Annotated in this window: 22 protein-coding genes and 1 tRNA gene; 15 read left to right on the top strand and 8 right to left on the bottom strand. The window is 67.7% G+C overall.

Translation table 11 applies throughout. From position 1 onward, the window contains the following. Positions 1-5: 5 nt before the first annotated feature. Positions 6-941, top strand: a complete 936-nt coding sequence (gene rpoS / locus AzCIB_RS17900) for an RNA polymerase sigma factor RpoS (RefSeq protein WP_050417142.1) — start codon at positions 6-8, stop codon at positions 939-941. Between the two features lie 29 nt (positions 942-970). Here rpoS and mltB read toward each other — a convergent pair whose 3' ends face one another. The 4 genes from mltB to AzCIB_RS17880 all read right to left on the bottom strand — a co-directional run bounded on the left by mltB (position 971) and on the right by AzCIB_RS17880 (position 5835). Then, positions 971-1981 carry a lytic murein transglycosylase B gene (gene mltB / locus AzCIB_RS17895; protein WP_050417140.1) on the bottom strand — a complete coding sequence of 337 codons (1011 nt, stop codon included), beginning with the start codon at positions 1979-1981 and terminating at the stop codon, positions 971-973. Next, positions 1978-3927 (bottom strand): transglutaminase TgpA family protein, encoded by a 1950-nt coding sequence (locus AzCIB_RS17890; RefSeq protein WP_050417138.1) that lies wholly within the window; start codon positions 3925-3927, stop codon positions 1978-1980. The genes mltB and AzCIB_RS17890 overlap by 4 nt, the downstream gene beginning before the upstream one ends. Continuing rightward, positions 3920-4816, bottom strand: a complete 897-nt coding sequence (locus AzCIB_RS17885) for a DUF58 domain-containing protein (protein WP_353611523.1) — start codon at positions 4814-4816, stop codon at positions 3920-3922. The genes AzCIB_RS17890 and AzCIB_RS17885 overlap by 8 nt, the downstream gene beginning before the upstream one ends. A 101-nt stretch (positions 4817-4917) precedes the next feature. Then, complete coding sequence (locus AzCIB_RS17880) at positions 4918-5835, bottom strand: AAA family ATPase (protein ID WP_050417135.1); 918 nt, start codon at positions 5833-5835, stop codon at positions 4918-4920. A 135-nt stretch (positions 5836-5970) separates the two neighbouring features. Here AzCIB_RS17880 and AzCIB_RS17875 point away from each other — a divergent pair, with 135 nt between their 5' ends. The 3 genes from AzCIB_RS17875 (at position 5971) to bamC (ending at position 9052) form a co-directional block, all read left to right on the top strand. Next, entirely contained in the window at positions 5971-6897 is a 927-nt protein-coding gene (locus tag AzCIB_RS17875; protein ID WP_050417134.1) for a histone deacetylase family protein, read from the top strand. 112 nt (positions 6898-7009) lie between these two features. Further along, the gene (dapA, locus tag AzCIB_RS17870) at positions 7010-7888 is read left to right on the top strand and encodes a 4-hydroxy-tetrahydrodipicolinate synthase (protein ID WP_050417133.1); all 879 of its coding nucleotides are present in this window, start codon (positions 7010-7012) and stop codon (positions 7886-7888) included. 24 nt (positions 7889-7912) lie between these two features. Continuing rightward, on the top strand, positions 7913-9052 hold the full coding sequence (gene bamC, locus AzCIB_RS17865) for an NlpB/DapX family lipoprotein (protein WP_050417132.1): 1140 nt from the start codon (positions 7913-7915) through the stop codon (positions 9050-9052). 162 nt (positions 9053-9214) lie between these two features. Here the strand turns inward: bamC and AzCIB_RS17860 are convergent, their stop codons facing one another. Both AzCIB_RS17860 and AzCIB_RS17855 read right to left on the bottom strand, forming a co-directional pair. Further along, the gene (locus tag AzCIB_RS17860) at positions 9215-9502 is read right to left on the bottom strand and encodes a hypothetical protein (RefSeq protein ID WP_050417131.1); all 288 of its coding nucleotides are present in this window, start codon (positions 9500-9502) and stop codon (positions 9215-9217) included. A 154-nt stretch (positions 9503-9656) separates the two neighbouring features. Then, positions 9657-10145 (bottom strand): DUF7931 domain-containing protein, encoded by a 489-nt coding sequence (locus AzCIB_RS17855; RefSeq protein ID WP_157058526.1) that lies wholly within the window; start codon positions 10143-10145, stop codon positions 9657-9659. Between the two features lie 143 nt (positions 10146-10288). Here AzCIB_RS17855 and rlmD point away from each other — a divergent pair, with 143 nt between their 5' ends. From rlmD to motD, 11 genes are all read left to right on the top strand, one after another. Further along, positions 10289-11590: a 23S rRNA (uracil(1939)-C(5))-methyltransferase RlmD gene (gene rlmD / locus AzCIB_RS17850; protein ID WP_050417128.1), complete on the top strand. Its 1302-nt coding sequence runs from the start codon at positions 10289-10291 to the stop codon at positions 11588-11590. Between the two features lie 35 nt (positions 11591-11625). After that, positions 11626-11713 (top strand) — tRNA-Ser (locus AzCIB_RS17845). A 60-nt stretch (positions 11714-11773) separates the two neighbouring features. Beyond that, positions 11774-12382 (top strand): rRNA large subunit pseudouridine synthase E, encoded by a 609-nt coding sequence (locus AzCIB_RS17840; RefSeq protein WP_050417127.1) that lies wholly within the window; start codon positions 11774-11776, stop codon positions 12380-12382. Positions 12383-12445: 63 nt separating this feature from the next. Then, positions 12446-12901 carry a DUF192 domain-containing protein gene (locus AzCIB_RS17835; protein ID WP_232299260.1) on the top strand — a complete coding sequence of 152 codons (456 nt, stop codon included), beginning with the start codon at positions 12446-12448 and terminating at the stop codon, positions 12899-12901. Positions 12902-13070: 169 nt separating this feature from the next. Continuing rightward, on the top strand, positions 13071-14210 hold the full coding sequence (gene flhB / locus AzCIB_RS17830; RefSeq protein ID WP_050417126.1) for a flagellar biosynthesis protein FlhB: 1140 nt from the start codon (positions 13071-13073) through the stop codon (positions 14208-14210). A gap of 38 nt (positions 14211-14248) precedes the next feature. Continuing rightward, entirely contained in the window at positions 14249-16351 is a 2103-nt protein-coding gene (gene flhA, locus AzCIB_RS17825) for a flagellar biosynthesis protein FlhA (protein ID WP_050417125.1), read from the top strand. 133 nt (positions 16352-16484) lie between these two features. After that, positions 16485-17951: a flagellar biosynthesis GTPase FlhF gene (gene flhF, locus AzCIB_RS17820; protein WP_050417123.1), complete on the top strand. Its 1467-nt coding sequence runs from the start codon at positions 16485-16487 to the stop codon at positions 17949-17951. A 1-nt stretch (position 17952) separates the two neighbouring features. Beyond that, positions 17953-18768 (top strand): MinD/ParA family ATP-binding protein, encoded by an 816-nt coding sequence (locus AzCIB_RS17815; RefSeq protein ID WP_050417122.1) that lies wholly within the window; start codon positions 17953-17955, stop codon positions 18766-18768. A 110-nt stretch (positions 18769-18878) separates the two neighbouring features. Beyond that, positions 18879-19658 (top strand): RNA polymerase sigma factor FliA, encoded by a 780-nt coding sequence (locus AzCIB_RS17810; protein ID WP_050417121.1) that lies wholly within the window; start codon positions 18879-18881, stop codon positions 19656-19658. A 25-nt stretch (positions 19659-19683) separates the two neighbouring features. Next, complete coding sequence (locus AzCIB_RS17805; RefSeq protein WP_050417120.1) at positions 19684-20424, top strand: flagellar motor protein; 741 nt, start codon at positions 19684-19686, stop codon at positions 20422-20424. A 10-nt stretch (positions 20425-20434) separates the two neighbouring features. Next, positions 20435-21304, top strand: coding sequence for a flagellar motor protein MotD (gene motD, locus AzCIB_RS17800; protein ID WP_050417119.1), 870 nt, complete (start codon positions 20435-20437; stop codon positions 21302-21304). Between the two features lie 24 nt (positions 21305-21328). On the opposite strand, the gene AzCIB_RS17795 is transcribed toward motD, so the two are convergent. Both AzCIB_RS17795 and parC read right to left on the bottom strand, forming a co-directional pair. Further along, complete coding sequence (locus AzCIB_RS17795) at positions 21329-23035, bottom strand: cation:proton antiporter (protein ID WP_050417118.1); 1707 nt, start codon at positions 23033-23035, stop codon at positions 21329-21331. A 141-nt stretch (positions 23036-23176) separates the two neighbouring features. Further along, positions 23177-25555, bottom strand: a complete 2379-nt coding sequence (gene parC, locus AzCIB_RS17790; RefSeq protein WP_050417117.1) for a DNA topoisomerase IV subunit A — start codon at positions 25553-25555, stop codon at positions 23177-23179. Positions 25556-25660 lie beyond the last annotated feature (105 nt).

Genomic DNA, 25660 nt, shown 5'->3' with positions numbered 1-25660 from the left:
AGGCTATGTACGATCCGGCAAGTCATGACGATGTAGAGAGTCAGGAACCGGATCTGCCCCTCGAGGTGGAGGTTTTTGTCGAGCGCGTCGCGCCAGTTTTCGAGAACGAGTTTCTCAGCGACGTCACCCAAATCTACCTCAACGAGATCGGCGCGAATCCGCTGCTGACCGCTGAGGAGGAAGCGACGCTGGCGCGCCGCGTCAGGGTGGGCGACTTCCAGGCCCGCCAGACGATGATAGAGCGCAATCTGCGCCTGGTCGTCAATATCGCCAAGCATTACCTCAATCGCGGCATTCCTTTGCTCGACCTGGTCGAGGAGGGCAACCTCGGCCTGATGCACGCGCTGGAGAAGTTCGATCCCGAGCGCGGGTTCCGCTTCTCGACCTATGCGACCTGGTGGATACGCCAGAATATCGAGCGGGCCATCATGAACCAGTCGCGCACGATCCGGCTCCCGGTCCATGTGGTGAAGGAACTCAACCAGGTCCTGCGCGCACAGCGCAGCCTCGAGGCAGCAGGGAATGGGGAGTTCACGCTGGAGCAGGTCGCGACGCTGCTGGACAAGTCCGTCGACGAGGTGCGCGCGATCCTGTCCCTGAGCGAGCACACGGCGTCGCTCGATGCGCCGCTGGACATCGATCCTACGCTGTCGATCGGCGAATCGCTGGCCGACGACCAGGCGACGTCGCCCGATCTGTCGATCCAGGATGCCGAGGTCGAGGCGCTGATACGCGAGTGGATCGGGATGCTCAACGAGAAGCAGCGCCTGGTCATCCGTCACCGCTACGGCCTCGACGAATGCGAGGTGATGACGCTGGAGGAGCTGGCTGCGCGCCTGTCGCTCACGCGCGAGCGGGTGCGCCAGATCCAGCTCGAGGCGCTGAGCCAGTTGCGGCGCACCGTGAAGCGCCGCGGTATTTCGCGCGACGAACTGCTCTGACGCTTTTTTCCCGCTGATTGCGGCTGTGCCTATTGCGGTGCGGCGAGGTCCGCGTACTGGTCGCGCAGTGCGCGTGCCAGTTCGTACACGGCCATTGCGTAGAAGCTGCTCTTGTTGTAGCGCGTGATCACGTAGAAGTTGCGATAGCCGAGCCAGTATTCGGTCGGTGCGCCCGGGGTCGCGAGGTCGACGAGGGTCGCCGGGGCTGCCGGCGGATTGGCGCTGGCGGCGACGATGCCGGCGGCGGCGATCGTCTCGGGCGCGAGCGCGGGTTCGATGCCGGCGTCGACGAGTGCCTGCGCATCGGTTTCGGGTGGCACGAGGGCGGGGATGGCGACCGTTTGGCCGCGAACCCATCCATGCCGGGCAAGGTAGTTGGCGACGCTGCCGATGGCGTCGACGGGCTCGTCGTCGAAGTCGATGTGTCCATTGCCGTCGAAATCGACGGCATAGCTGCGGATGCTGCTGGGCAGGAACTGGGGGTAGCCGAGCGCGCCGGCGTAGGAGCCGTAGTACGACAGCGGATCGCGGACCTGGTCGCGCGCGAGCAGGAACAGTTGTTCGAGTTCGCGCAGAAAGAGCGCCGCGCGCGGCGGGTAGTCGAAGGCGAGGGTCGCGAGCGCGGAGACGGTCTCGAAATTGCCAGTATTGCGCCCGTAATAGGTCTCCACGCCGATGATGGCGACGACGATTTCGGGCGGGACGCCGTACTGATCGGCGGCTTTCTGCAGTGCGGCCGCGTGTTCCTGCCAGAATGCGATGCCGCCCTCGATCCGTTTGCCGTCGAGGAAGCGTGCGCGGTAACGCTGCCAGGAGCGGGTGCCGGGCGTCGCGGGCGGGCGGATGAGGTCGATGACCCGAGCTTCGTGGCGGGCCTGTGCGAGTGCAGCGAGCACAGCGCCGCGGTCGAAGCCGTGTTGTTCCTGCATCGAGTCCGCGAAGCGGATTGCTTCGGGGTGTTCGGCGTAGGAGCCGCTGGCGAGGCCCGGCTGGGAGATCAGTCCGAGGCTCATGACTGCGGCGGCGAGGGTACGTTTCATTTCAGCTTCAGTCTCCGGATGTGTCGGGCGAGCAAGCGCACGCTGTGCGGGTCGGCAGGTCCGGCGCGGTAGCGCAGCCTGGCGTAGTCATCGCTGATCGCGCGCAGCGGCTCGGCGTGCTCAGGGAAGGTCATCGCCAGCCGTTTGCCGTAATCGAGCGGTCCCTCCCACGGGTGCCTGGCCGCACCGTGGCGGGCGAGCTTGCGGGAAAAGCTGGCCCAGGCGGCGTCGAGCGGGTCGTGCCGGCGGCGCTGCGCAAAGGCCCATGCCAGGAGAAGCAGCATCAGGCCCGTCGCGGAAACGCCCAGGAGCATCGCCAACGTGCGCCAGTCTGGCTGCGGAAAGCCCAGCCGCTCGAGCAGGTCGCGTTGCCGGTCGGAATTGTATCCAAGAACCCACTGGTTCCACGTATTCGACAGGGCTTCCCAGCGGTGCCGCAGGTCGCGCAGCCAGTCCATGCCGGGGCGCCGCAGCAGCGGGAGGACGTCCCAGTCCGGCAGGGCTGCGCTCAGTCCGAATTCGATGCGGGACGGGGCCGACTGCGCGGTGGGGTCGACGCGCACCCAGCCGCGCCCGGCTAGCCATACTTCCGCCCAGGCGTGGGCATCGGATTGCCGCACGACCAGGCTGCCGTCGACCGGATTGATCTCGCCGCCCAGATAGCCGGTGACGACGCGGGCCGGAACGCCCGCGGCTCGCATCAGGAACACGAAGGCCGACGCGAAATGCTCGCAGAACCCCTGGCGGGTGTCGAACAGGAATTCGTCGACTGCATGGGTGCCCAGGAGGGGCGGGCTGAGCGTGTACGTCAGGTCCATGCCGCGCAGGCGTTCGAGGGTGCGTGCGAGGATCGCGGCAGGGTCGGAGCCGACTGCCGCGATTTCAAGTGCCAGGGCCCTGCTGCGCGGATTAACGTTCGCCGGAAGCCGCCGCGCCTCGGCAAGCACCATGGCGTTCTCGTCCTTGCCCACCGCGGTTGCGGGATATGAGCGCAAGTCGAAGCGTGTGCGCGTGCGCACGGGCTGTTCGGCGAGTAGCCGGAAGTCGCCGGCGTAGCGCGCCTTCGGGATGTTCGGGGCCGGGAAATCGAGGGCGAGGAGCCAGAGCTGATTGTGCGGTTCGAGGGTGAGACGGTATTCGTACGCGCGGCCCGAAGGTTCGTAACGGGGCGCCGCGGCGATCGTGCTGAAGCCCGGCCGCCAGCTGCGCCCGTCGTAGCGGGTGAGCACCGGGCCGCGCCAGTAGCGCTGAGAGGGCGGCGGCGGCGGGGCGTCGAATTCCGCGCGGAAGGCGATGGCATCGGATAGGCCGAGCTGGCTGATCGAGCCGGGCGTCATCGTGTCGGAGAGCCCGGTCATGCCGCTGTATGCATCCGATGGCAGGCCCCACAACGGACCCTGCACACGCGGGAACAGTACGAACAGGGCCAGCATGAAGGGCAGGCCCTGCGCGAGGAGCGCTGCGCTGGTTCGCAGCTGGGCGACCGGCCGTGCGGCGGCGTCCTCGAGGCTTAGCAGGGTCGTCGTGGTCAGCAGCGCTCCCGCGAGCGCGAGCGCGGCGATGCCCGGCGTCTGGTTGTAGAAGAACAGGCCGAGCTGCAGGAAGTAGGTGAGCAGGACGGCCGCACGAAGGTCGCGCGTGGTGCGCGATTCGAGCAGTTTCAGGCACAGCAGTGCGGCGAGCAGCGCGACGCCGGGATCCTTGCCGAAAAAATGGTCGAATTCGAGCCGCACGCCGATTCCCGCTGCGACGGCAGTCAGCACGATGACGAGCTGGTGGGGCGGTTTCCCGCGCCGCCACAGCAGCGCGCCGCGGATGGCGATGAGGCTGGCGCAGAGGATGACGAGCCAGTTGGGGAGTTCGATCGCGTGTGGCGCGAGGGTCGCGGTCACCGCGGCGAGCAGCCAGCCGAACTGCGCGGGAGTGGGCGCGCGCGTGTCACGCATCGGCGGCGACGTCCGTTCCGAAGAGGGCAAGACGCCGCAGGCAGCTCATGCTGTGTTGTGGTCCGCGTCCTGTCGCGATCCTTGCGTCGGGCAGCGCGAGCGAGAAGGCGAGCCCTCGTTGTTCGGCTGCCACGATCCACGCGGTGATGCGCGACAGGCGGGCCTCGGTGCCGAGGTTCGCGGGGAGGTCGTTCCAGTCGAGATGGATCTCCCCGCCGTCCATGCCACTGAACTGCTTGGTGAGCATGGGACCGCCGCGCGCGAGCGTTTTCCATGCGACGTGGCGCGGAGAGTCCGCCGGCTGGTGCCTGCGCAGGCCGGCAAAGTCATCGTCGCCGGCCGAACCGGATCGTTGCCCCGGGCTGCGGGACGCGCCCTCCGGCAGCGGCGGGGGCATGGGCTCGGGGGCGGGATACACGAGGCAGCGTTGATCAGGAACCAGTACGCTCCAGGCGCGAATCAAGCCGAGCGGATAGGTCGTTTCGATGCGCACGCGGCCGAGTGCCATCCAGCCGCGTCCCGCGGTTACGGCCGGAACGGTCAGGTCGGCCCTGTCCCCGGCCCCGATCTCGAACGGCACGATCGCTCCGTGCGCCTTGAGACGTAGCGAAGGCCGTCGCGCATGCCTCTGGTTGGTCACGACAATGTGAAAACAGGCACTTTCACCGGCAAAGACCGGCTCGACGCGTCCCGGTGTGAAGGATAGATGCAACAGGTTGCGGAAGGCGTGCACGATGCTCGCGACCGATACTCCGCCGAGGAGGAACACCAGCGCATAGCCGAGGCTCAGGTTGTAGTTGATCGATGCGATCAGCATGACCAGGAGCGCGGCCGCGAAGGCCAGGCCCGCGGTTGTCGGCAACACGAAGATGCGCCGCTGGCCGAGCACGATCGGGGCCGTTTCGGGCGGTCCGACCCGAAACAGCCAGCGATCGAGGTGGTGACGCAAGGTGGTCGAAAGGCGACGCGAAGCGTCGGGGCGAGGAGGCATCAGACCACGGGCACGTCGCGGACGAGCTGGCCGAGCACCTCGGGCGTGATGCTGCGCCCATCGCCTGCGGTATGCAGGCGATGGGCGGCGACGTGCGGGAATACGGTCTGGATGTCTTCGGGCAGGACGTGGTCGCGTCCCTCGATGAGCGCCCAGGCGCGGGCCGCGGCGATCAAACCCAGGCCGGCGCGCGGACTGAGGCCGGCGGCGAGCTCGGGGCTGTGGCGTGTGCTGGCGAGGAGCGCCTGGACGTAGTCGATGAGGCGTTCGGATATGGTGATCGAGTGCGCGGCCTGCTGCATGGCCAGCAGATCGTCCGGCTGGATCACGGCGCGCTGGCGTTCGAGGAGTTCGCGCCGGTCCTCGCCCATCAGCAGCGCCCGTTCGGCGCTGCGGTCGGGATAGCCGAGGCGGATGCGCAGCAGGAAGCGGTCGAGTTGGCTCTCGGGCAGGGGGAAGGTGCCGATCTGGTGAGACGGGTTCTGCGTCGCGATGACGAAGAACGGCTCGGGTAGCGGGTGCGTTTCGCTGTCGGCCGTGACCTGGCGCTCTTCCATGGCTTCGAGCAATGCGCTCTGCGTTTTGGGCGTGGCACGGTTGATCTCGTCGGCGAGGATGAGCTGGCTGAAGATGGGGCCGGGGTGGAAGCGGAAGGTGCTTGCTTCGCGGTCGAATATCGACACGCCGACGATGTCGGCGGGAAGAAGGTCGCTCGTGAACTGGATGCGCTGGAAGTGCAGGCCGATGAGGCGTGCGATGACGTGCGCCAGCGTGGTCTTGCCCACGCCGGGGAGGTCTTCGATCAGCAGGTGTCCGCGTGCGACGAGGCAGGCGAGGGCGAGCCGCAGTTCGCGGTCCTTGCCGAGGATGATGCAGTTGGCGGCTTCGAGAACGCGGATTGCGTAACGGTGGGGCATGGCGCGAGCGTACTGTGAAATTCACCGGGAAGCGGTGATAATAGAACAAAGACCGACAGGCTGCGCCCTTCAAGGACGCGCCGATTCGAAGACAGGGATGCGGGGCGGTTAGCCCGCACGCGAGAGAGGGGGGGTATGACGACGACTGCGTTCATCACGCACCGCGATTGCTGGTTGCACGACATGGGAACCTTCCATCCGGAATGTCCGGATCGGCTGGCGGCCATTAACGATCGGCTGATCGCCGCCGGTCTCGATATGTACCTTTCGTTCTATGACGCCCCGTTGGCGACGGACGAGCAGATCGTCCGGGTGCATCCGGCGAACTACCTCGAGGAGCTCAACGCCAGCGTGCCCGATCACGGCATCCGCCATCTCGATCCCGATACCGCGATGAGTCCGGGGACGATGAAGGCAGCGTTGCGTTCGGCCGGGGCGGGTGTTCTGGCGACGGATCTCGTGCTGAAGGGCGAAATCGAGAATGCGTTCTGTGCGGTGCGTCCGCCGGGTCACCACGCCGAGCGCGGCAAGGCGATGGGGTTCTGCTTCCTGAATAACGTGGCCATTGCCGCGCGTCACGCGCTCGAGGCGCACGGGTTGGAGCGCGTGGCGATCGTCGATTTCGACGTGCATCACGGCAACGGCACGGAAGACGCCTTTCGCGACGACCCGCGGGTGCTCATGGTGAGCATCTTCCAGCATCCTTTCTATCCTTACAGCGGTGCGGACTGCACGGCGCCGAACATGGTCAACGTGCCCGTGCCCGCGGGGACGCGCGGCGACGCTTTCCGCACCATCGTCGCCGAGCGCTGGATGCCTGCGCTGAGGGAGCACAAGCCGCAGATGGTCTTCATCTCGGCGGGCTTCGATGCGCATTACGAGGACGACATGGGCTCGGTCGGGTTGGTGGAGTCGGACTACGTGTGGGTCACCGAGCAGATCAAGGCGGTAGCCGAGGAGTGCGGGCACAAGAACATCGTGTCCATCCTCGAGGGCGGCTATTCGCTTTCATCGCTGGCGCGTTCGGTGGTGGCGCACGTCAAGGCGCTTGCCGACCTTTGATTGCCGAGTCGTGCGGTCGCGAGCCAGATCCGGCGACGAGTCCGTCGAGCAAGCCACTGGCCGTCCGGCGTCGATCAGGTAGAATCGATTCTTTTAATTTTCGGCCGCTTCCATGATTACCGGATCGATTGTCGCCATCGTCACCCCGATGAACGAAGATGGCAGCCTGGACATTCCGCGCCTGCGCGCCCTGATCGACTTCCATGTTGCCGAGGGGACCGACGGTATCGTCATCGTCGGAACGACCGGCGAGTCGCCCACGGTGACCGTCGAAGAACATTGCGAGCTGATTCGCGTCGCCGTCGAACACGCGGCAGGGCGTATCCCCGTGATCGCCGGTACCGGTGCCAACTCGACGGCCGAAGCCATCGAGCTCACGCGCTTCGCGCAGAAGGCCGGCGCCGTGGCGCACCTGTCGGTGGTGCCGTACTACAACAAGCCCACGCAGGAAGGCCTGTACCGCCACTATCGCTCGATCGCCGAGGCGGTCGAGCTGCCGCTGATCCTGTACAACGTGCCGGGGCGCACGGTGGCCGACCTGTCCAACGACACGGCGCTGCGGCTGGCGCAGATTCCCAACATCGTCGGCATCAAGGACGCCACGGGCAGCATCGACCGCGCGTGCGACCTGATCGAGCGCGCGCCCAAGGGGTTTGCGCTGTATACCGGCGACGACATGACGGGCATGGCCTTCATGCTGCTGGGCGGTCATGGCGCGATCTCGGTGACCGCCAACGTCGCTCCGCGCGCGATGCACGAGATGTGTTCCGCGGCCATCGCCGGCGACGCAATCAAGGCGCGCGAGATCAATGTGCGTCTGGTCGGCCTGCACCGCGACCTGTTCTGCGAGGCCAATCCGATTCCGGTGAAGTGGGCGGTCGAGCAGATGGGCCTGATCAAGTCCGGTATCCGCCTGCCGCTCACGCCGCTGTCCGAGGGCTTGCATGAGCGGGTACGTGCGGCGATGCGTCGCGCCGGCGTGAACGTCTGATTTTTCCTGGAATTACCGAAACTCATGAATCGTACCTTGCGTACTGCGGCTTCGCTGCTCGGCGCTGCCATCGCCCTGTCGGGTTGTTCCGGCTCCCTCGTCGAATCCAAGAAGATCGATTACAAGAGCGCACGGCAGCTGCCGTCGCTGGAAATTCCGCCGGACCTCACGGCGCCGACGCGCGACGACCGTTATGTCGTGCCGGACGTCTCGCCCAAGGGCGTGGCGACCTATTCGGCCTACGCGACCGACCGCGCACAGCCCCAGCCGACTGCAAGCCAGCAGCAGGTGCTGCCGAAGGTAGAAAGCATGCGCGTCGAGCGTGCAGGCAGCCAGCGCTGGTTGGTGGTCCAGGGCTCGGCGGAATCCATGTGGCCCAAGGTCAAGGACTTCTGGCTCGAAACGGGGTTCATCCTCAACGTCGAGCGTCCTGAAGTCGGTGTGATGGAGACCGACTGGGCAGAGGACCGTGCGAAGATCCCGCAGGACTTCATCCGCTCGGCGCTGGGCAAGGTGCTCGACGGCGTGTTCTCGACGCCGGTGCGCGACAAGTTCCGCACGCGGCTGGAGGCGGGCAAGGATCCCGATACCGTCGAGATCTACATCAGCCATCGCGGCATGATGGAGATCTATCCCAACGAGGCCAAGGATACGACCGTGTGGCAGCCGCGGCCGGCCGATCCCGAACTCGAAGCGGAAATGCTGCGTCGCCTGATGGTCCGGCTCGGGGCGGCCGAAGAGCGCGCGGCGGCAATCGTCGCGGCGGCACCGGCGGCCGAGCGTGCCGCCCTCAAGGGGGCGACCGGCGGCAGCGTGACGCTGGCAATCGACGAGTCCTTCGACCGGGCGTGGCGTCGCGTGGGTCTGGCGCTGGACCGCATCGGCTTCACGGTCGAGGATCGTGACCGCTCGAAGGGACTCTTCTTCGTTCGCTACGTGGATCCGGATGCAGACCTGCAGACGAAGAAATCCGAGGGCATCCTGTCCAAGCTCGCTTTCTGGCGCAGCAACGAGCAGGTGGTGCAGAAGGGCGGCGAATACCGCCTGCGCGTCCGGGCCGAGGGGGATAAATCGGTGGTCAGCGTGATGACCCGCGAGGGGGGCGAGGATTCGTCCGAAACCGCCCGCAAGATCCTCGGGCTGCTGCAGGAGCAGTTGCGGTAAGACGTTCTGTCGCGCCTGTGGCGACGGCTCCTGGCGGGCCGTTGCCGGAGGCTGCGACGTTGTCCGGGTGGCGTCGCGCTGAACAGCAGCGGACGAGATCTGGAAACGAGGCAACAAAAAAGCCGGCTCGAAAGCCGGCTTTTTTGCGTCGCTGGAAGAGCGTTACTTCTTGGCAGCGTCGGCGGCAGCAGCAGCTGCGTCCTTGGCGGCGTCGACTGCGGTGCCGGCAGCGGCAGCGCTGTCCTTGGCGGCTTCGACGGCGGTTGCAGCAGCTTCCTTGGCGGCTTCAGCCGGGGCTGCGGCGGGAGCAGCCGCCGGGGCAGCTTCCTGAGCAGGAGCAGCAGCAGCCGGAGCGGCAGCGGGAGCTTCAACCTTCGGCGCTTCGGCCGGCTTGCCGCAGGCGGCGAGGGCGAGGGCAAGCAGGGAAGCAACGAGGAGCGACTGTTTCATGTTGGATGTCCTTTCTTGTGGGGCTAGATGGATGATCAGTTCCAGCCGGGTGGACGCAAACAGCCGCCCGCCCGGTGAACCTCAGGAAATTCTAGCATGTGATTCAGGTGTGCCAATAGTTTGTTGGTGCAACGCAACAAGGAAGCGCGACAGGTCAAAGGTCAAGTGGCGTGCCGACTGCACTCGCCTCGCCATTCATCCAGAATGTTTCGAATTGCGTAGCGAGGTGCGTGAGCGATCCCGCTGCGTCGGTGCTGCTCTTTCCCCGTGGCAGCTCCTGGTGGAAGCGGGTTACGAGGTGGCAGTCGTCCGCGATCAGGAAAGGTTGGCTCCATATGCGGGCTCCCGCGTCCGCGGTGCGAACACTGGCGCAGTGCGCATAGTGGCTGAGCAGGCGCGTGAGGCGGGGGCAGTCCTGTTGCAGCCAGGTGGTGGAGTGCAGCAGGATGCGCAGGGTGTCGCGGCGAGTGCTCTGCGAGCACAGGCGCTCCAGTTGCGCGATGCCTTGCCGGCTCTCCAGGCCGCATTCGCGCAGATCGGGATCGAAGACGATCACCGTTTGCTGTGCGTTCTCCAGGGCGCCGATGAGTGCTGCGCGGTATTCGCCGTAGCTGTCGAAAATTTGTTCGCGTGGGGTATCCATGGTCAGGGCCTGCACGGTGGGGCGGGCGGGGGCGGAGGCCGGATGCAACCGCCTGTTTGCCGCCCGATCGTGGCAATTATAGAACCCGGCGGGTAAAGCACTTTGCGAGTAGGTAAAATCACGCTCTTTTGGGCGGACGCTTGATGCCTGTTGCTGTCATCGAATCTCTGGACCATGAAGGGCGCGGTTTTACCCGTGTGGACGGCAAGGCGGTGTTCGTCGATGGCGCGTTGCCCGGCGAGACGGTCGAATACCGGGTGGTGCGCCAGAGGCCGAGCTACGACCTGGCCGAACTGGAGCGCGTGCTCAAGCCCAGCGGGCAGCGGGTGGTGCCGCCTTGTCCGCATTACGGTACGTGCGGCGGCTGCTCGATGCAGCATTTCGATTCGGTGGCGCAGGCGGCGACCAAGCAGCGCGTGCTCGAGGATGCGCTGTGGCACATCGCCAAGGTCACGCCGGACGTGATTTATCCGGCGATCCACGGACCGGCATGGGGCTATCGCTACCGCGCGCGCATCGGCGTGCGGATGGTGCCGTCGAAGGGCGGGGTGCTGATCGGTTTTCACGAGCGTCGTAGCAGCTACATCGCCGACATGCAGAGCTGTGCGGTGCTGCCCGCGCATGTGTCGGCGCTGCTGCCGGCGCTGCACGAACTGGTCGCGGGTCTGTCGATCCCCGACCGGCTGCCGCAGATCGAGATCGCGGTGAGCGAGGACATCACGGTGCTGGTGTTCCGCAACCTGATGCCGTTCACGCCGCAGGACATCGCGAACCTGGCGGCGTTTGCCGACGCGCACGGCGTGCAGGTGTGGCAGCAACCGGGCAGCCCGGAAACGGCAAAGCCGCTGCATCCGAAGAAGGGGCCGGGGCTCGCGTATACGCTGCCCGAGTTCGACGTGACGCTGGACTTCCTGCCGACGGACTTCACGCAGGTGAACGTCGACATCAACCGGCTGCTGATCCGCCGCTCGATGCAACTGCTGGACCCGCAGCCGGGCGAGCGCATCGCCGACCTGTTCTGCGGTCTGGGGAACTTCAGTCTGCCGATCGCGCGTCGCGGGGCGCATGTGATCGGGGTCGAGGGCAGCGACACGCTAGTCGCGCGGGCGCTGAAGAATGCCCGTCGCAACGGCCTGGCGGAGCGGACCGAGTTCTACGCGGCGAATCTTTTCGAGGCCACCGAGGACAGCCTTGCCGCGCTCGGCCGGCTCGACAAGTTGCTGATCGATCCGCCGCGCGAGGGGGCGATCGCGGTGGTCAAGGCGCTGAGCGAACAGCAGATGCCGCCGCGCATCGTGTATGTGTCGTGCAACCCGGCAACGCTCGCGCGCGACGCGGCGGTACTGGTGCGCGAAAAGGGCTACGTGCTGCGTGGCGCGGGGATCGCGAACATGTTCCCGCAGACCTCGCACGTCGAGTCGATCGCGTTGTTCGAGCGGGGCTGACACGCAAAGGCGGAGTGATATACTCCGCCGCTTCCGGAGGTGTGGCAGAGTGGTCGATTGCACCGGTCTTGAAAACCGGCAACGGGCAACCGTTCGTGAGTTCGAATCTCACCGCCTCCGCCAGATCCTGTCCATGTTCCCTGCATCTACCGGCGACGGGATCTTCCTCTCATCATTTTCCGCATGTCCCGCGTCATTCTTCTCAACAAGCCTTTCGGCGTGATGTGTCAGTTCACGGCGGAGCCGGGGCGGCCGACGCTGAAGGATTTCGTGCCGGTGCCTGGCGTGTATGCGGCCGGGCGGCTCGATACCGACAGTGAGGGGCTGCTGCTGCTGACCGATGACGGCGCGCTGCAGCACCGGATCGCGGATCCGCGCCACAAGCTGCCCAAGACCTATGTCGTGCAGGTCGAGGGGGTGCCGGACGAAGACGCGCTGGCGCGGCTGCGCGGGGGGCTGGATCTGGGGGATTTCGTGACGCGGCCGTGCGAGGCACGGCCCATTCCGGAGCCCGACTGGTTGTGGCCGCGCGACCCGCCGGTGCGTTTCCGCAAGAGCGTGCCGACGTCGTGGCTGGAGATCGTGCTGCGCGAGGGGAAGAACCGGCAGGTGCGACGGATGACCGCGAAGGCGGGTTTCCCGACCTTGCGCTTGATCCGGGTGACGATCGGCGAATGGTCGCTCGCGGGCCTAGCGCCGGGGGCGTGGCGCGCCGAGGAGGTGGATGGCGGGCGCCTTGGCAGCGAAGGGCGGGCGCGCACGGCCGGCTCCTCACGCATCCGGCGCGCTTAACCGCGGTGCGGCGTGCGCGGTAGAATCGCGCTTCCCCATCTATTCCCTCAGGGTTCGCCGGCGATGAGTCTTCCGTCCTTTTTCGGTCGCTGTGCGGCGATCGTCACGCTGATCGCTGTCTGCCTGCCCGCTGCGCGTGCGGAATTGCCGATGGTCGAACTGGGGGCGGGGATGCACCGCATCGAGGCGGAATTGGCGCATACCGATCAGGCGCGCCAGATCGGTCTGATGAATCGCAAGGCGATGCCGCTGCAGCGCGGGATGGTGTTCGTGTTCACACAGGATGCGCGCCATTGCATGTGGATGAAGAACACACTGATCCCCTTGTCGGTGGCATTCATGGATCGCGACGGACGCATCCTGAACATCGCCGACATGCAGCCGCAATCGGAGGTCAGCCATTGCGCCGCGGCGCCGGCGCGCTTCGCGCTGGAGATGAATGCCGGTTGGTTCGCCGCGCGCGGCATCGGCGCCGGTACGGTGATCCGCGGCATCGGCCGGCTACCTGCCGGACGCTGAGGCGCCGAGGGCGGCGCGTCGGTCGCCGCATTTTTCAAGACGCGATTTAGGGCTGTTTTCCCGCGCTTATCCGGCGGCGGGGCTTGCCGGTGTGCGGCGATAATTGCCGCACGTCGCCGAGTGTCCGTGCTGAGCGGGTCGCATCCGGCGTGCAGGCAAGGAGTCGGCCGTGGCCGAAGACAGCGATCTCGAGAAAACCGAACAGCCATCGTCACGAAGGCTGGAACAGGCCCGCGAGGAGGGGCAGGTTCCGCAGTCGCGCGAGCTGTCGACCTTTCTGGTCCTGATCGCGGGCATCGGCGCGCTGTGGATGATGGGGGAATGGATCTCGGGGCGCATCCTCGGCATGTTGCGCGCCGGCTTCGCGATCGAGCGGGCACGTGCCTTCGATGCGAAGCTGATGCTGGAGAGCTTCGGCGATCTGTTCACCGATGCGCTGCTGACGATGATGCCGCTGTTCGGGATCCTGGTGCTGGCGGCGATCGCGGCGCCGGTCCTGATGGGGGGCTTCGTGTTCGCGCCCAAGATGCTGGGGCTGAAGCTCGAACGCATGAACCCCATCCAGGGCATCGGTCGCATGTTCTCGATGCACGGGCTGGCCGAGCTGGTGAAATCGCTTCTGAAGGCGGCGGTGGTCGGGCTGATGGGCGTCTTCGCGGTGTGGCGCGAGCACGAGCACATTTTCGCCCTGACGGGCGAGGCGGTGGAAGCGGCGGTGCCGGATTTTCTCGAGATGGTGCTGTTCGCGACGCTGCTGATCATCATGGGGCTGGCGATCCTCGCGCTGATCGACGTGCCGTTCCAGCTGTGGCAGTACAACAAGAAGCTGCGCATGACGAAGGAAGAGGTCAAGCGCGAGAGCAAGGAACAGGAAGGCGATCCGCAGGTGAAGGGGCGCATCCGCGCGATGCAGCGCGAGATGGCGCGTCGCCGCATGATGACGCAGGTGCCGATGGCGGATGTGGTGGTGACGAACCCGACGCACTTCTCGGTGGCGCTGAAGTACGACGCGGACAAGATGCGCGCGCCGATCGTCGTCGCGAAGGGACGCGGCGAGGTCGCGCTGAAGATCCGCGAGTTGGCGAAGGAACACAAGGTGCCGATGCTGGAGGCGCCGCCGCTGGCGCGTGCGTTGTACAAGCACTGCGAACTGGAGCAGGCGGTGCCGGGGGCGCTGTACACGGCGGTGGCCGAGGTGATGGCCTACGTGTATCAGCTCAACCACTGGATGGCTCACGGCGGACTTCCGCCCGCGGCGCCCGGCAAGCTGCCGGTGCCCGCAGACATGGACCCCGGCGCGCCCGACTGAGCGGGCGTGCGGAACGGACGATGCGATAGAGGCTGGCAATGAACGATGTCCTCAACCTGCGTGCGCTGCTGACGCCGACCAACCTGCGCATGCTGGGCGCGCCGATATTCATCATCATGGTGCTGTCCATGATGGTGCTGCCGCTGCCGCCGTTCGCGCTGGACGTGTTCTTCACCTTCAACATCGCCGTGTCGGTGATGGTGATGCTGGTGGCGATGTACACGCGCCGGCCGCTGGAGTTTTCGGTATTCCCGACCGTGTTGCTGGTGACGACGCTGCTGCGCCTGGCGCTGAACGTCGCGTCGACGCGCATCGTGCTGCTCGAGGGCCACACCGGCCCTGACGCCGCGGGCAAGGTCATCGAGGCCTTCGGCCACTTCCTCGTCGGCGGCAACACCGCGATCGGCCTGGTGGTGTTCGTGATCCTCGTCGTCATCAACTTCGTCGTCGTGACGAAGGGCGCGGGGCGCATCGCCGAAGTGAGCGCGCGCTTCGCCCTGGACGCGATGCCCGGCAAGCAGATGGCGATCGATGCCGACCTCAATGCGGGGCTGGTCGACGAGGCGGAAGCGAAGCGCCGGCGCAAGGAGGTTGCGCAGGAGTCGGAATTCTTCGGCGCGATGGACGGTGCGTCGAAGTTCGTGCGTGGGGATGCGGTCGCGGGCATCGTGATCCTGCTGATCAACATCATCGGCGGGTTGCTCGTCGGCATCGTGCAGCACGACATGCCGGCCGGTGTCGCGGTCGAGACCTATACGTTGCTGACGATCGGCGACGGCCTCGTCGCGCAGATCCCGGCCCTGATCATCTCGGTCGCGGCGGGCATGGTCGTGTCGCGCGTCGGCGACGATGCGGACGTGGGCGGCCTGGTGATCAATCAGGTGTTCTCGAATCCGCAGGTGCTGATGCTCACGGCGGTAATCATCGGCGTGCTGGGCCTGATTCCCGGCATGCCGAACCTGGTGTTCATCCTGATGGCCGGTTCGCTCGGCTGGCTCGCCTGGCGGCGCGTCGGCATCACGCGCCAGGAGGCGGCCGCGACTGCACGGGTGGCGCCCGAGGCTGCGGCGGCGGTGCCCCCGGCCGAGAGCCAGGAGGCGAGCTGGAACGACGTCGCTCCAGTGGATGTGCTGGGGCTGGAAGTCGGCTACCGGCTGATCCCGATGGTCGACAAGGGCCAGGACGGCGAGCTGCTGAAGCGCATCCGCGGGCTGCGCAAGAAGTTCGCGCAGGACGTCGGCTTCCTGTCGGCGCCGGTGCATATCCGGGACAACCTCGAACTCAAGCCGAACGCGTACCGCATTGCCTTGAAGGGTGTCGAGATCGGTTCGGGCGAGGCCTATCCGGGCCAGTATCTGGCGATCAACCCGGGGCGCGTGACCGGGCCGCTCGCCGGGCGCGAGACGCGCGATCCGGCGTTCGATCTGCCCGCGTACTGGATCGACGCGAGCCAGCGCGAGCAGGCGCATGCGCTGGGCTACACGGTCGTCGACGCGAGCACGGTGGTCGCGACGCACCTCAACCACCTGATCCTGAACCACGCCGCGGAACTGCTCGGACGCCAGGAGACGCAGGCGCTGCTCGACCATATCGGCAAGACGACGCCGAAGCTCGTCGAGGACCTCGTGCCGGCGCTGCTGCCGGTCGCGACGGTGCAGCGCGTGCTGCAGAACCTGCTCGAAGAAGGGGTCAATATCCGCGACATGCGCACGATCATCGAGACGCTCGCCGAGAACGCGCCGCGTATCCAGGATCCGCTCGAGCTCACGTCGCGGGTGCGTCAGGCGCTGGGCCGTTCGATCCTGCAGAGCCTCTTCCCGGGCAATGCCGATATCCAGGTGATGGCCCTCGATCCGGCGCTCGAACGCATCCTCATGCAGGCGATGTCGACGGGGGGCGGCGATGGCGGCGTCATCGAGCCGAGCCTCGCCGACGGCATGCTGCGGCACGCGGCCGAGGTGTCGCAGCGGCAGGAAGATATGGGGCTGCCGCCGGTGCTGCTGGTGCCGCCGCAGCTGCGCTGGCTGCTGTCGCGCTTCCTGCGCCGCGCGGTGCCTTCGCTCAAGGTCATCGCGAATTCGGAAGTGCCCGAGACGCGCACGATCCGCGTCACGGCGATGGTGGGCGGGGCCGCGCGCTGAGCGCTGTTGCGGAAACCGTCGCGGGCCGGATTTGCGGGGGGAAACCGGGTCTATTCCGCGCTATCGCTCCGCCTCCCCGCCACCATAATCGGTTCCATGCTGCGCACAGAGCGCGGTAGTCGGGAGAACCACCATGAACGTCAAGCGCTACTTTGCCCCCTCCGCCCGTGAGGCCCTGCGTGCCCTGAAGGCCGAACTCGGTGCCGATGCCATCGTGCTGTCGAACCGCGCGGTCGAGGGCGGCGTCGAGATCCTGGCCCTGCCGGCGGAAGACGTCGGAGCGCTGCCGGGGACGCCGCGCGCTGCCGCGCCTGCGCCACAGCCGGCCCCCCGGTCGGCCCCCATGGCACCGGCGGCCGAGGACGACGACTTCCAGGTGAGCCTGTCGGGACGTGCGCCCGCGGCTCCGGCTGCGACGCCGAAGCCGGCAAAGATCATCCGCCCGTTCAACCCGCCGCGCATGGAGACGGCCGATTACGTGATGCGCACGCGCGCCGCGGCACTGAGCGAGCAGTACTCGATCGACGACTGGAGTGCGCCCGACGCCGCGCCCGCTCCGCTTGCCGCGACGACGGTTCCTGCCCCGAAGCAGCCGGCCCCGGTCGCAGTGCAGGTCCGTGCCGCCGAGCCCGCACGCGAGCTCGAGGACGAACGCATCCGTTCGCTGCAGGAAGCGAACGTCCAGTTGATGAAGGAAATGGCCGGGATCCGCAGCATGATCGAGCGCCAGCTCGCGGGCTTTGCGTGGGGCGAGACCCGGCGCAAGGCGCCCGCACGGGCGGATATCGTCGGCGAGCTGCTCGAAGCCGGGTTCTCCAGCGTGCTTGCACGCCGGCTGGCCGAATCCGTGGATGAAGAAGCTTCGCCGGAGGACGCCCGCGCCGCGGTGAAGAACGCCCTCGCGCGCGACTTGCGTGCGGTCGCGTCGGATTCGGACATCATTGATCGTGGTGGCGTGTTCGCGCTGGTCGGGCCGACGGGCGTGGGCAAGACCACGACGACGGCGAAGCTCGCTGCGCGCTGCGTCGTGCGCCACGGCGCCGAGCGGCTGGCACTGATCACGACCGACGGCTACCGGATCGGCGCGCAGGAGCAGCTGCGCATCTACGGCCGCATCCTCGGGGTGCCAGTGTTCTCGGTGCGCGACGCCGCCGACCTGCGCCAGACGCTTGCCGAGCTGCGCAACAAGCACATGGTGCTGATCGACACGATGGGCATGAGCCAGCGCGACAAGATGGTGGCCGAGCAGGCGGCGATGCTGACCGGTGCCGGCGACGTGCGCCGCCTGCTGCTGCTCAATTCGACCTGCCGCGGCGACACGCTCGCCGACGTCGTGCGTGCTTACAGTGGACCGGACCTGGCCGGCTGCGTGCTGACCAAGGTCGACGAGGCGGCATCGCTCGCTCCGGCGCTCGATGTGGCCGTGCGCAACGAGCTCAATGTGTTCTATGTCGCCAACGGCCAACGCGTGCCTGAGGACCTGCACCTGCCGAATCGCGCCTACCTGCTGCACCGCGCGCTGCGCGAGCAGGCGACCGAGTCGCCGTGGAAGCTGCAGGGCGACGAAGCGGCGCTGATGCTGGCGGCCGGCGGAGTCTGACATGATCGACCCGCGGGAAGACCAGGCGGCCGGGCTGCGGCGCCTGTTCCGGCGCGCCCCTCCGACGGTTGTCGCGCTGTACGCGACCGGGCGCCGCCGTGCGCATGTCGCGTTGCAGGCGGCGCACCGCATTGCCGGGCACAGCCAGCGCGTGCTGTTGCTCGACGAGGTGCAGGGCGAGGAGTCGCTGGCCGGCGTGCTCGGCCTGCCTCCGGGCGGCGATCTGCTGGGCGTGCTCGGCGGCCGCAGTTCGGCGCGCGAGTTGCTGCAGCCGGTGCCGGGTCTGCTCGGGCGCGTACCGGTGGGGGCTTGCGCCCTCGCGTTGCCGCTGCTCGACGGCGAGCGGCGCGATTGCGTGCTCGATGCGTTGCGTACGCTGCAGCGCCCCGCGAGCTTCATCCTGATCCATTCGGCGTGCGAGAGCGCCGCAGATCCGTCGCCCTTCGCGCTGGCGGCACCGCGCCGGCTGGTCGTCGCCGAGGCGAGCCGCAGCGGTGCGACGGACGCCTACCAGGTGATCAAGGGGCTCGCTGCCGCCGGGGCGGGCTCGCTGCACGTGGCGGTGTGTGGTGCGCGCGGCCGTGCCGACGCCGCGGCCTTCTTTCGCAGCCTCAGCGAACTCGTGCGCCGCCATGTCGGCGTGCCGCTCGCCTGGCTGGGCGAACTCGAGCGCGACGAGCTGGTTGCGGGGCTGGGGCACAGCGCCGCGGAAGCGTTGCCGCGCGACGCGGAGGCTGCCTTCCTGAGGCGTCTCGCGGCTTTCGGCAACGCACGGGCCGGCGCGGCGCCAGTCCGGGGGAGGCAGACATGGGATTGAGTGCGTACCCGTTTGGCAAAAGCGGTCCGGCAGGGGGACAATGGAAATCCGCTGGTTTGCCCCCATGCCCGGAAACCCGTCCAGGACGGAAGAAAATACAGGCGAAGTGGATGTACGACGCAGCTGGTAATCTCGACAAGAACCACCTCGTGGAGGCTTATGCCCCCCTGGTCAAGCGCATCGCCTACCACCTGATGGCGAAGCTGCCGGCCAGCGTGCAGATGGATGACTTGATCCAGAACGGCATGATGGGCCTGCTGGATGCGATCAGCCGTTTCGAGGATGGGCTCGGCGCGCAGTTCGAGACCTACGCGGTGCAGCGCATCCGCGGCGCGATGCTCGACGGCCTGCGCGAGAACGACTGGCTGCCGCGCAGCCTGCGGCGCGACATGCGCCGCATCGAGTCGGCGGTGCACGAGCTCGAGCAGCGCAACGGGCGCCAGCCGAGCGAGGTGGAGCTCGCGGAATTACTGGGGATGCCGCTCGTCGAGTACCAGCGCATGCTGCAGGACGCGCGTGGCTACCAGCTCGTGCATTTCGAGGACTTCACCGACGGCGAGGGCGAGGACTACTTCGAGCGCCACCTCGGCGCGCACGAGTCGAATCCGGCCGACATCCTCGAGAAGGCGGACATGCGTAACGCGCTCGTGCGGGCGATCGAAGATCTGCCCGAGCGCGAGAAACTGATGATGGCGCTGTACTACGACGAGGAGCTCAACCTGCGCGAGATCGGTGAGGTGCTGGGCGTTTCCGAGTCGCGCGTGTGCCAGCTCCACAGCCAGGCTGTGGCGCGCCTGCGCTCGCGCATCCTGGGGACCGCGCGGCCGGCCGGCGCGACGACCGGGGCGCGTCGCGGACGGCCGCCCAAGAATCCGCCGTCCGGCGCCTGAGCGGGCCGGCCGGGGGACTGCGGACATGGACAAGATCAGCATCGTCGGGCTCACCCTCGGCATCTCCGCCCTGATCATGGGGCAGGTGATCGAGGGCGGCCATATCGCATCGCTCCTGCAGCCCACTGCCTTCCTGATCGTGATCGGCGGCACGCTGGGTGCGGTGATGCTGCAGAGCCCGCTGAAGGTTTTCCGCGCAGGCATCCGCATGACCCGCTGGGTCTTCGTGCCGCCGCCGTCGAGCCATGCGGCGCTGATCCGCCAGGCGACGAGCTGGAGCCAGATCGCGCGCAAGGAGGGGCTGCTGGCGCTGGAGGCGCAGATCCCGCGCATCAACGACGCATTCACCCGCAAGGGGCTGCAGCTCCTTGTCGATGGCGTCGAGCCGCAACGGCTGCGCGAGGTGCTGGAGGTCGAGATCGACGCCTGGGCGGCGCAGATGCGCCAGGGCGCGCGCATCTGGGAGGCTGCGGGCGGCTACGCGCCGACGCTGGGTATTCTCGGTGCGGTGCTGGGCCTGATCCACGTGATGGAGAACCTGACCGATCCGTCGAAGCTGGGCGCCGGCATTGCGGTGGCCTTCGTCGCGACGGTGTATGGCGTGGGCTTCGCCAACCTCGTTTTCCTGCCGATGTCGAAGAAGCTGATGGCTTACGTGGCCGACGGAGTGTCGCAGCGCGAGATGCTCGTCGACGGGCTGGTCGGCATCGCCAACGGCGACAACCCGCGCATCATCGAGAGCCGCATGCAGGGCTACATCGCCTGAGCGTGCCGCGATGCGACGCCACCGCCGACACCGCCAGCTGGACGACGCGAACCACGAGAATCAGGATCGCTGGCTCGTGTCCTACGCCGACTTCATCACGCTGCTGTTCGCGTTCTTCGTCGTGATGTATTCGCTGTCGTCGGTGAACGAGGGCAAGTACCGCGTCCTGTCCGATTCGCTGATCAACGCCTTCCGTAACATCACCGTGAATGTGCCGGGCGACCCGGTCATCGCGCCGCCGCCGGCGGTCGCCCCGCCCAAGCCCGCGCCGCTGTCGCCGACCCCCGACGAAGAGGCCGAGAAGCGGCGCCGCGCCGAGTACAAGCGCATGACGACGATGGCTGAGGACATCCGTCGCGTGCTGGATCCGCTCACGCAGGGCGGGCAGGTCCGCGTGTCCGAAGGGGCGCGCGGAATCTCGGTCGAGATCAACGCCCGGGTGCTGTTCGCGCCGGGCGATGCGGTCCTCGCGCCGTCCGCCGTCGCCGCGTTGCGGGCGGTTGCGGAAGTGCTCGCGCGCGCGGAGTTTCCCGTGACGGTGGAAGGTCATACCGACAACCTGCCGATCCGCAACGGGCGTTTCCCGTCGAACTGGGAGCTGTCCGCGGTGCGCGCCTCGACGGTCGTGCGGCTTTTCATCGAGTCGGGCATGCGCGGCGCCCGTCTTACCGCAGCCGGTTACGCGGATCAGCGACCGCTCACCGACAACACCAACGAGGAAGGCCGCGCGCGCAACCGGCGCGTGACGATCCTGATCGAGTCGATGGTCGGCGAGCCGGCGCCGCGCGCGCCGGGGTCGATCCGGGACGGCGATCCGATCCGCGCTATCCTTCCACCGGGCGAGGTGACGGAGCGCGAGGAAACGCCGCCGGCCCGCTGAGGTTCGCCATCGTTTCCGGGCGGTTCAGGCGCTCATGCGCGGCGCGAAGCGTTCCAGCACGTGCCCCGTCATGCCCTTGGCGAGCTCCTCTTCGCCGTAGAACACGGTGCCGACGCCTTCCTTGCGCAGCAGCCGGGAGTCGTCCTCGCTGTGGGTGCGCAGGACGATCTCGATCGCCGGGTTGAGCGCGCGCGCCGTGGCGACCATGGGGCGGACGTTGATCGGGTCGGGTGTTGCGATCACCAGCATCGCCGCATTGGCGATGTGAGCCTGGATCAGCACCGCCGGCTCGGACGCGTCACCCGCGACCGCAACCACGCCTTCGCTGCGCAGCTGTTCGACCTGTTCGCGGTTCTGTTCGGCGACGACGAAGGGGATGCCGCGCGCGGCGAGGGCCTGCGCGATGCGTCGGCCGACCCGCCCGTAGCCGACCAGCACGACCTGGCCTTCCAGGTACTTGCGCTCGGTGCTCGTCGGCAGCTCGGCGTACGGGTCTTCGCGGCGCTCGAGCCGCCGCGCGAACTCGGAGTGCTTCAGCGTCCACACGCGGATCGGTCCGACCGTCGCGAACACCAGCGGATTGAGCGCGATCGAGATCAGCGCGCCGGCGAGCACGAGGCTCATCCCGGTCTGCGGCAGCAGGCCCAGCGTGAGGCCCAGGCCGGCGAGGATGAAGGAGAATTCGCCGATTTGAGCGAGGCTTGCCGCGACCGTCAGCGCCGTGTTGAGCGGGTAGCGGAATGCGAGCACCAGCGCCATCGCGGCGAGCGACTTGCCGACCACGATGATGAGCACCACGGCAAGCACTTGCAGCGGATAGTCCGCGATCACGGCCGGATCGAAGAGCATGCCGACGGCGACGAAGAACAGTACCGAGAAGGCGTCGCGAAGCGGCAGCGACTCTTCGGCGGCGCGGTGGCTGAATTCGGACTCGCGCATCATCATGCCGGCGAAGAAGGCGCCCAGCGCGAAGGACACGCTGAAGAGCTGGGCTGCGCCATAGGCGATGCCGATGGCCGTAGCGATCACCGACAGCGTGAAGAGTTCGCGCGAGCCGGTGCGTGCGACCTGCCACAGCAGCCAGGGCAGGACGCGCCGGCCGGCGATCAGCATCAGCGCGATGAAGGCGGTGACTTCCAGCAAGGTCTTGCCGATGGTGCGCCACAGCGGGTCGGCGGCGTCGCCGGGCGAGGCGGTTGGCGCCCCGAGCGTGCCGGCGAGCGGCGGCAGCAGCACGAGGATCACGACGGTGGCGAGGTCTTCGACGACCAGCCAGCCGACCGCGATGCGACCGTTCATCGTGTCGAGCACGCCGCGCGCTTCGAGCGCCTTGAGCAGCACCACGGTGCTTGCGCACGACAGCGACAGGCCGAACACCAGCGCTGCACCCAGGGTCCATCCCCACCACCACGCGACCCCCGTGCCCAGCACGGTCGCGAAGCCCATCTGCACGACCGCGCCGGGTAGCGCAATGCGCCGCACCGCGAGCAGGTCGTCGAGCGAAAAATGCAGGCCGACGCCGAACATCAGCAGCATCACGCCGATCTCGGACAGCTGCGAGGCGGTGTGGATGTCGGCGACGAAGCCCGGGGTCGCGGGGCCGATCGCGATGCCGGCGACGAGGTAGCCGACGAGCGCCGGCACTTTCAGGCGCTCGGCGATGAAGCCGAAGATCAGCGCGAAGCCGAAGGCTGCGGCGACCGTGGTGATGAGGGAGATGTCGTGGTCCATTCGGAGTCTTGGTTGTGAGGGGTGAGGCAGCAACAACGACGCCCGTCGGTCTCGTGCGAGACCGGCGGGCGTCGGGATGCCGCTTTCTGAAAGACTGCGACGGGACGGATGGGTTCCGGCCGCCGTTGCGCGGCCGGCGAATCAGGCGGTCGTCAGGGCCGCGGGCGCGACCTTGGGCGTGAGCACCATGCCCTTGCGCGCGCGGCGATGGAGCAGCGGCACGAGCTGGCTCGGCTTGAGCTCGACGACGATGGTCTTGCCGCCGCGACCGGTGCCTTCGACCCGGAGCGTCGCGTCGTCGGGCGGCACGGCCACCGCCACCAGCGCCTCCTTGTCGTCGAGCGCCATCACGATGACGCCGCGTCCGCCGGCCTGCACCTTCATCTCGCTGCGCATGAAGACCAGGATGCGGCCGTGCTCCGATACCGCGGCGATGCGTTCGCCCACGACACGCGCCGGCACCAGCACCTTCTCGCCCTTCTCCAACGTCATGAAGGCCTTGCCCGCGCGCTGGCGGCTGGTCGCATCGGCGAGCGTGCAGATGAAGCCGTAGCCGCCGGAGTTGGCGAAGAACCAGCTCGACTCGGGCTCGGCGGTGAGCACCTGCGCCATCTTGCCGCCGTCCTGGAAGTCGACCAGCGTCGCGATCGGCGCGCCGTCGCCGCGCCCGCCGGGCAGGTCCGACACGCGCACGGTGTAGGCGCGGCCGTTGGTGTCGATGACGACCAGCGGCCAGGTCGTGCGCGTCTCGATCACGGCGAAGGCGAAGTCGCCCGCCTTGTAGCTGATCGCCGCGGCGTCGATGCCGTGGCCCTGGCGCGAGCGCACCCAGCCGTTCTTCGACACGATCACGGTGACCGGTTCGTCGGCCACGCTGATCTCGGCCGGAGCGACCGCGGCGACGGCTTCGATCACCGTGCGGCGGTTGTCGCCGTACTTCTTCGCGTCGTCCTCGATCTCCTTGAGGATCAGCCGGGTCATCGCGGCGCGGCTGTCGAGGATGTGCTGCAGCCCATTGCGCTCGTCCTTGAGCTCGGCCAGTTCCTTTTCGATCTTGAAACCTTCGAGGCGCGCGAGTTGGCGCAGGCGGATCTCGAGGATGTCCTCGGCCTGCACGTCCGTGAGGCCGAAGGCCGCAATCAGCGCGGGCTTGGGTTCGTCCGACTCGCGGATCACGCGGATCACTTCCTCGATGTGCAGGAAGGCGATCATGCGGCCTTCGAGGATGTGGAGCCGGCGATCGACCTCGTCGAGGCGGTGGCGGGTGCGACGCTCGACGGTGACGTAGCGGAAGTCGATCCACTCGCGCAGGATCTGCACGAGGTTCTTCTGCTGCGGGCGGCCGTCGCGGCCGATCATCGTCATGTTCACCGATGCCGAGCTTTCGAGGCTGGTGTGCGCGAGCAGGACCGCCATGAACTCGTCGCGGCTCTGGCGGGAAGAGCGCGGCTCCAGCACGATGCGCACCGGTGCCTTGTCGCTGGATTCGTCGCGCACGGTTTCCAGCACGCCGAGCACCAGTTGCTTGAGGTTCTTCTGTTCCTGGCTGACTTCCTTCTTGCCGGCGCGCGGCTGCGGGTTGGTCAGCGTTTCGATCTCGGCGAGCACGCCGGCGGCGGATACGCCGTGCGGCAGCTCGTCGATGATCACGCGCCACTGGCCGCGGGCGAGCTCCTCGACGTGCCAGCGCGCGCGCACGCGCAGGCTTCCGCGCCCGCTTGCGTAGGCATCGCGGATCACCTCGGGCGAGGAGATGAGCTGGCCGCCGCCGGGGAAATCGGGGCCGGGCAGCAGCGGCAGGACGTCGTCGAGGCCGGCATCCGGGTGGCGGATGAGGTGGCAGGTGGCGTCGGTGACTTCGCGCAGGTTGTGCGGCGGGATCTCGGTCGCCATGCCGACTGCGATGCCCGAGGCGCCGTTGAGCAGCACGAAGGGCAGGCGCGCGGGCAGCAGTTGCGGCTCTTCGAAGGCGCCGTCGTAGTTCGGCACGAAGTCGACGGTGCCGCGGTCGATCTCGGCGAGCAGCAACTCGGCGATCGGCGTCAGGCGGCATTCCGTGTAACGCATCGCCGCGGCGGAGTCGCCGTCGCGCGAGCCGAAGTTGCCTTGGCCGTCGACCAGCGGGTAGCGCAGCGAGAAGTCCTGCGCGACGCGTACCATCGCGTCATAGACGCTGGAGTCGCCGTGCGGGTGGTACTTGCCGATGACGTCGCCTACGACGCGTGCGGACTTCACATGCTTGGACGCGGCCGACAGGCGCATCTCGCTCATCGCGTAGAGGATGCGGCGCTGCACCGGCTTCATGCCGTCCTCGACCTGCGGCAGCGCGCGCGACTTCACGACGCTCATCGCGTAGGCGAGGTAGGCGCGCTCGGCGTACTGGTCGAGCGGCAGCGTGCCATCGCCGTTCGTGCTGCCGCCGGCGGGCGGCCGCGGCGGGGCGGGCGGGGCGGAGTCGTCTGGCGTGGCCACCGCGGGGCGGGCCGCGGCGCCGAACAGGTCGAGGGTGTCGTTGCTCATGTGTGGCTTGGCAAAGCGGTATCGGGGAGCGGATGGCGCATCGGCCTCCGCTACGAAATTCTTGAGCGGCGCATTGTACGCCACGGCAGGCCCGAGGACCCGGCC

Origin of the sequence: Azoarcus sp. CIB (assembly GCF_001190925.1) — a bacterium.
Taxonomy (GTDB): Bacteria; Pseudomonadota; Gammaproteobacteria; order Burkholderiales; family Rhodocyclaceae; genus Aromatoleum.
This window is presented reverse-complemented; position numbering and strand designations above follow the sequence as displayed.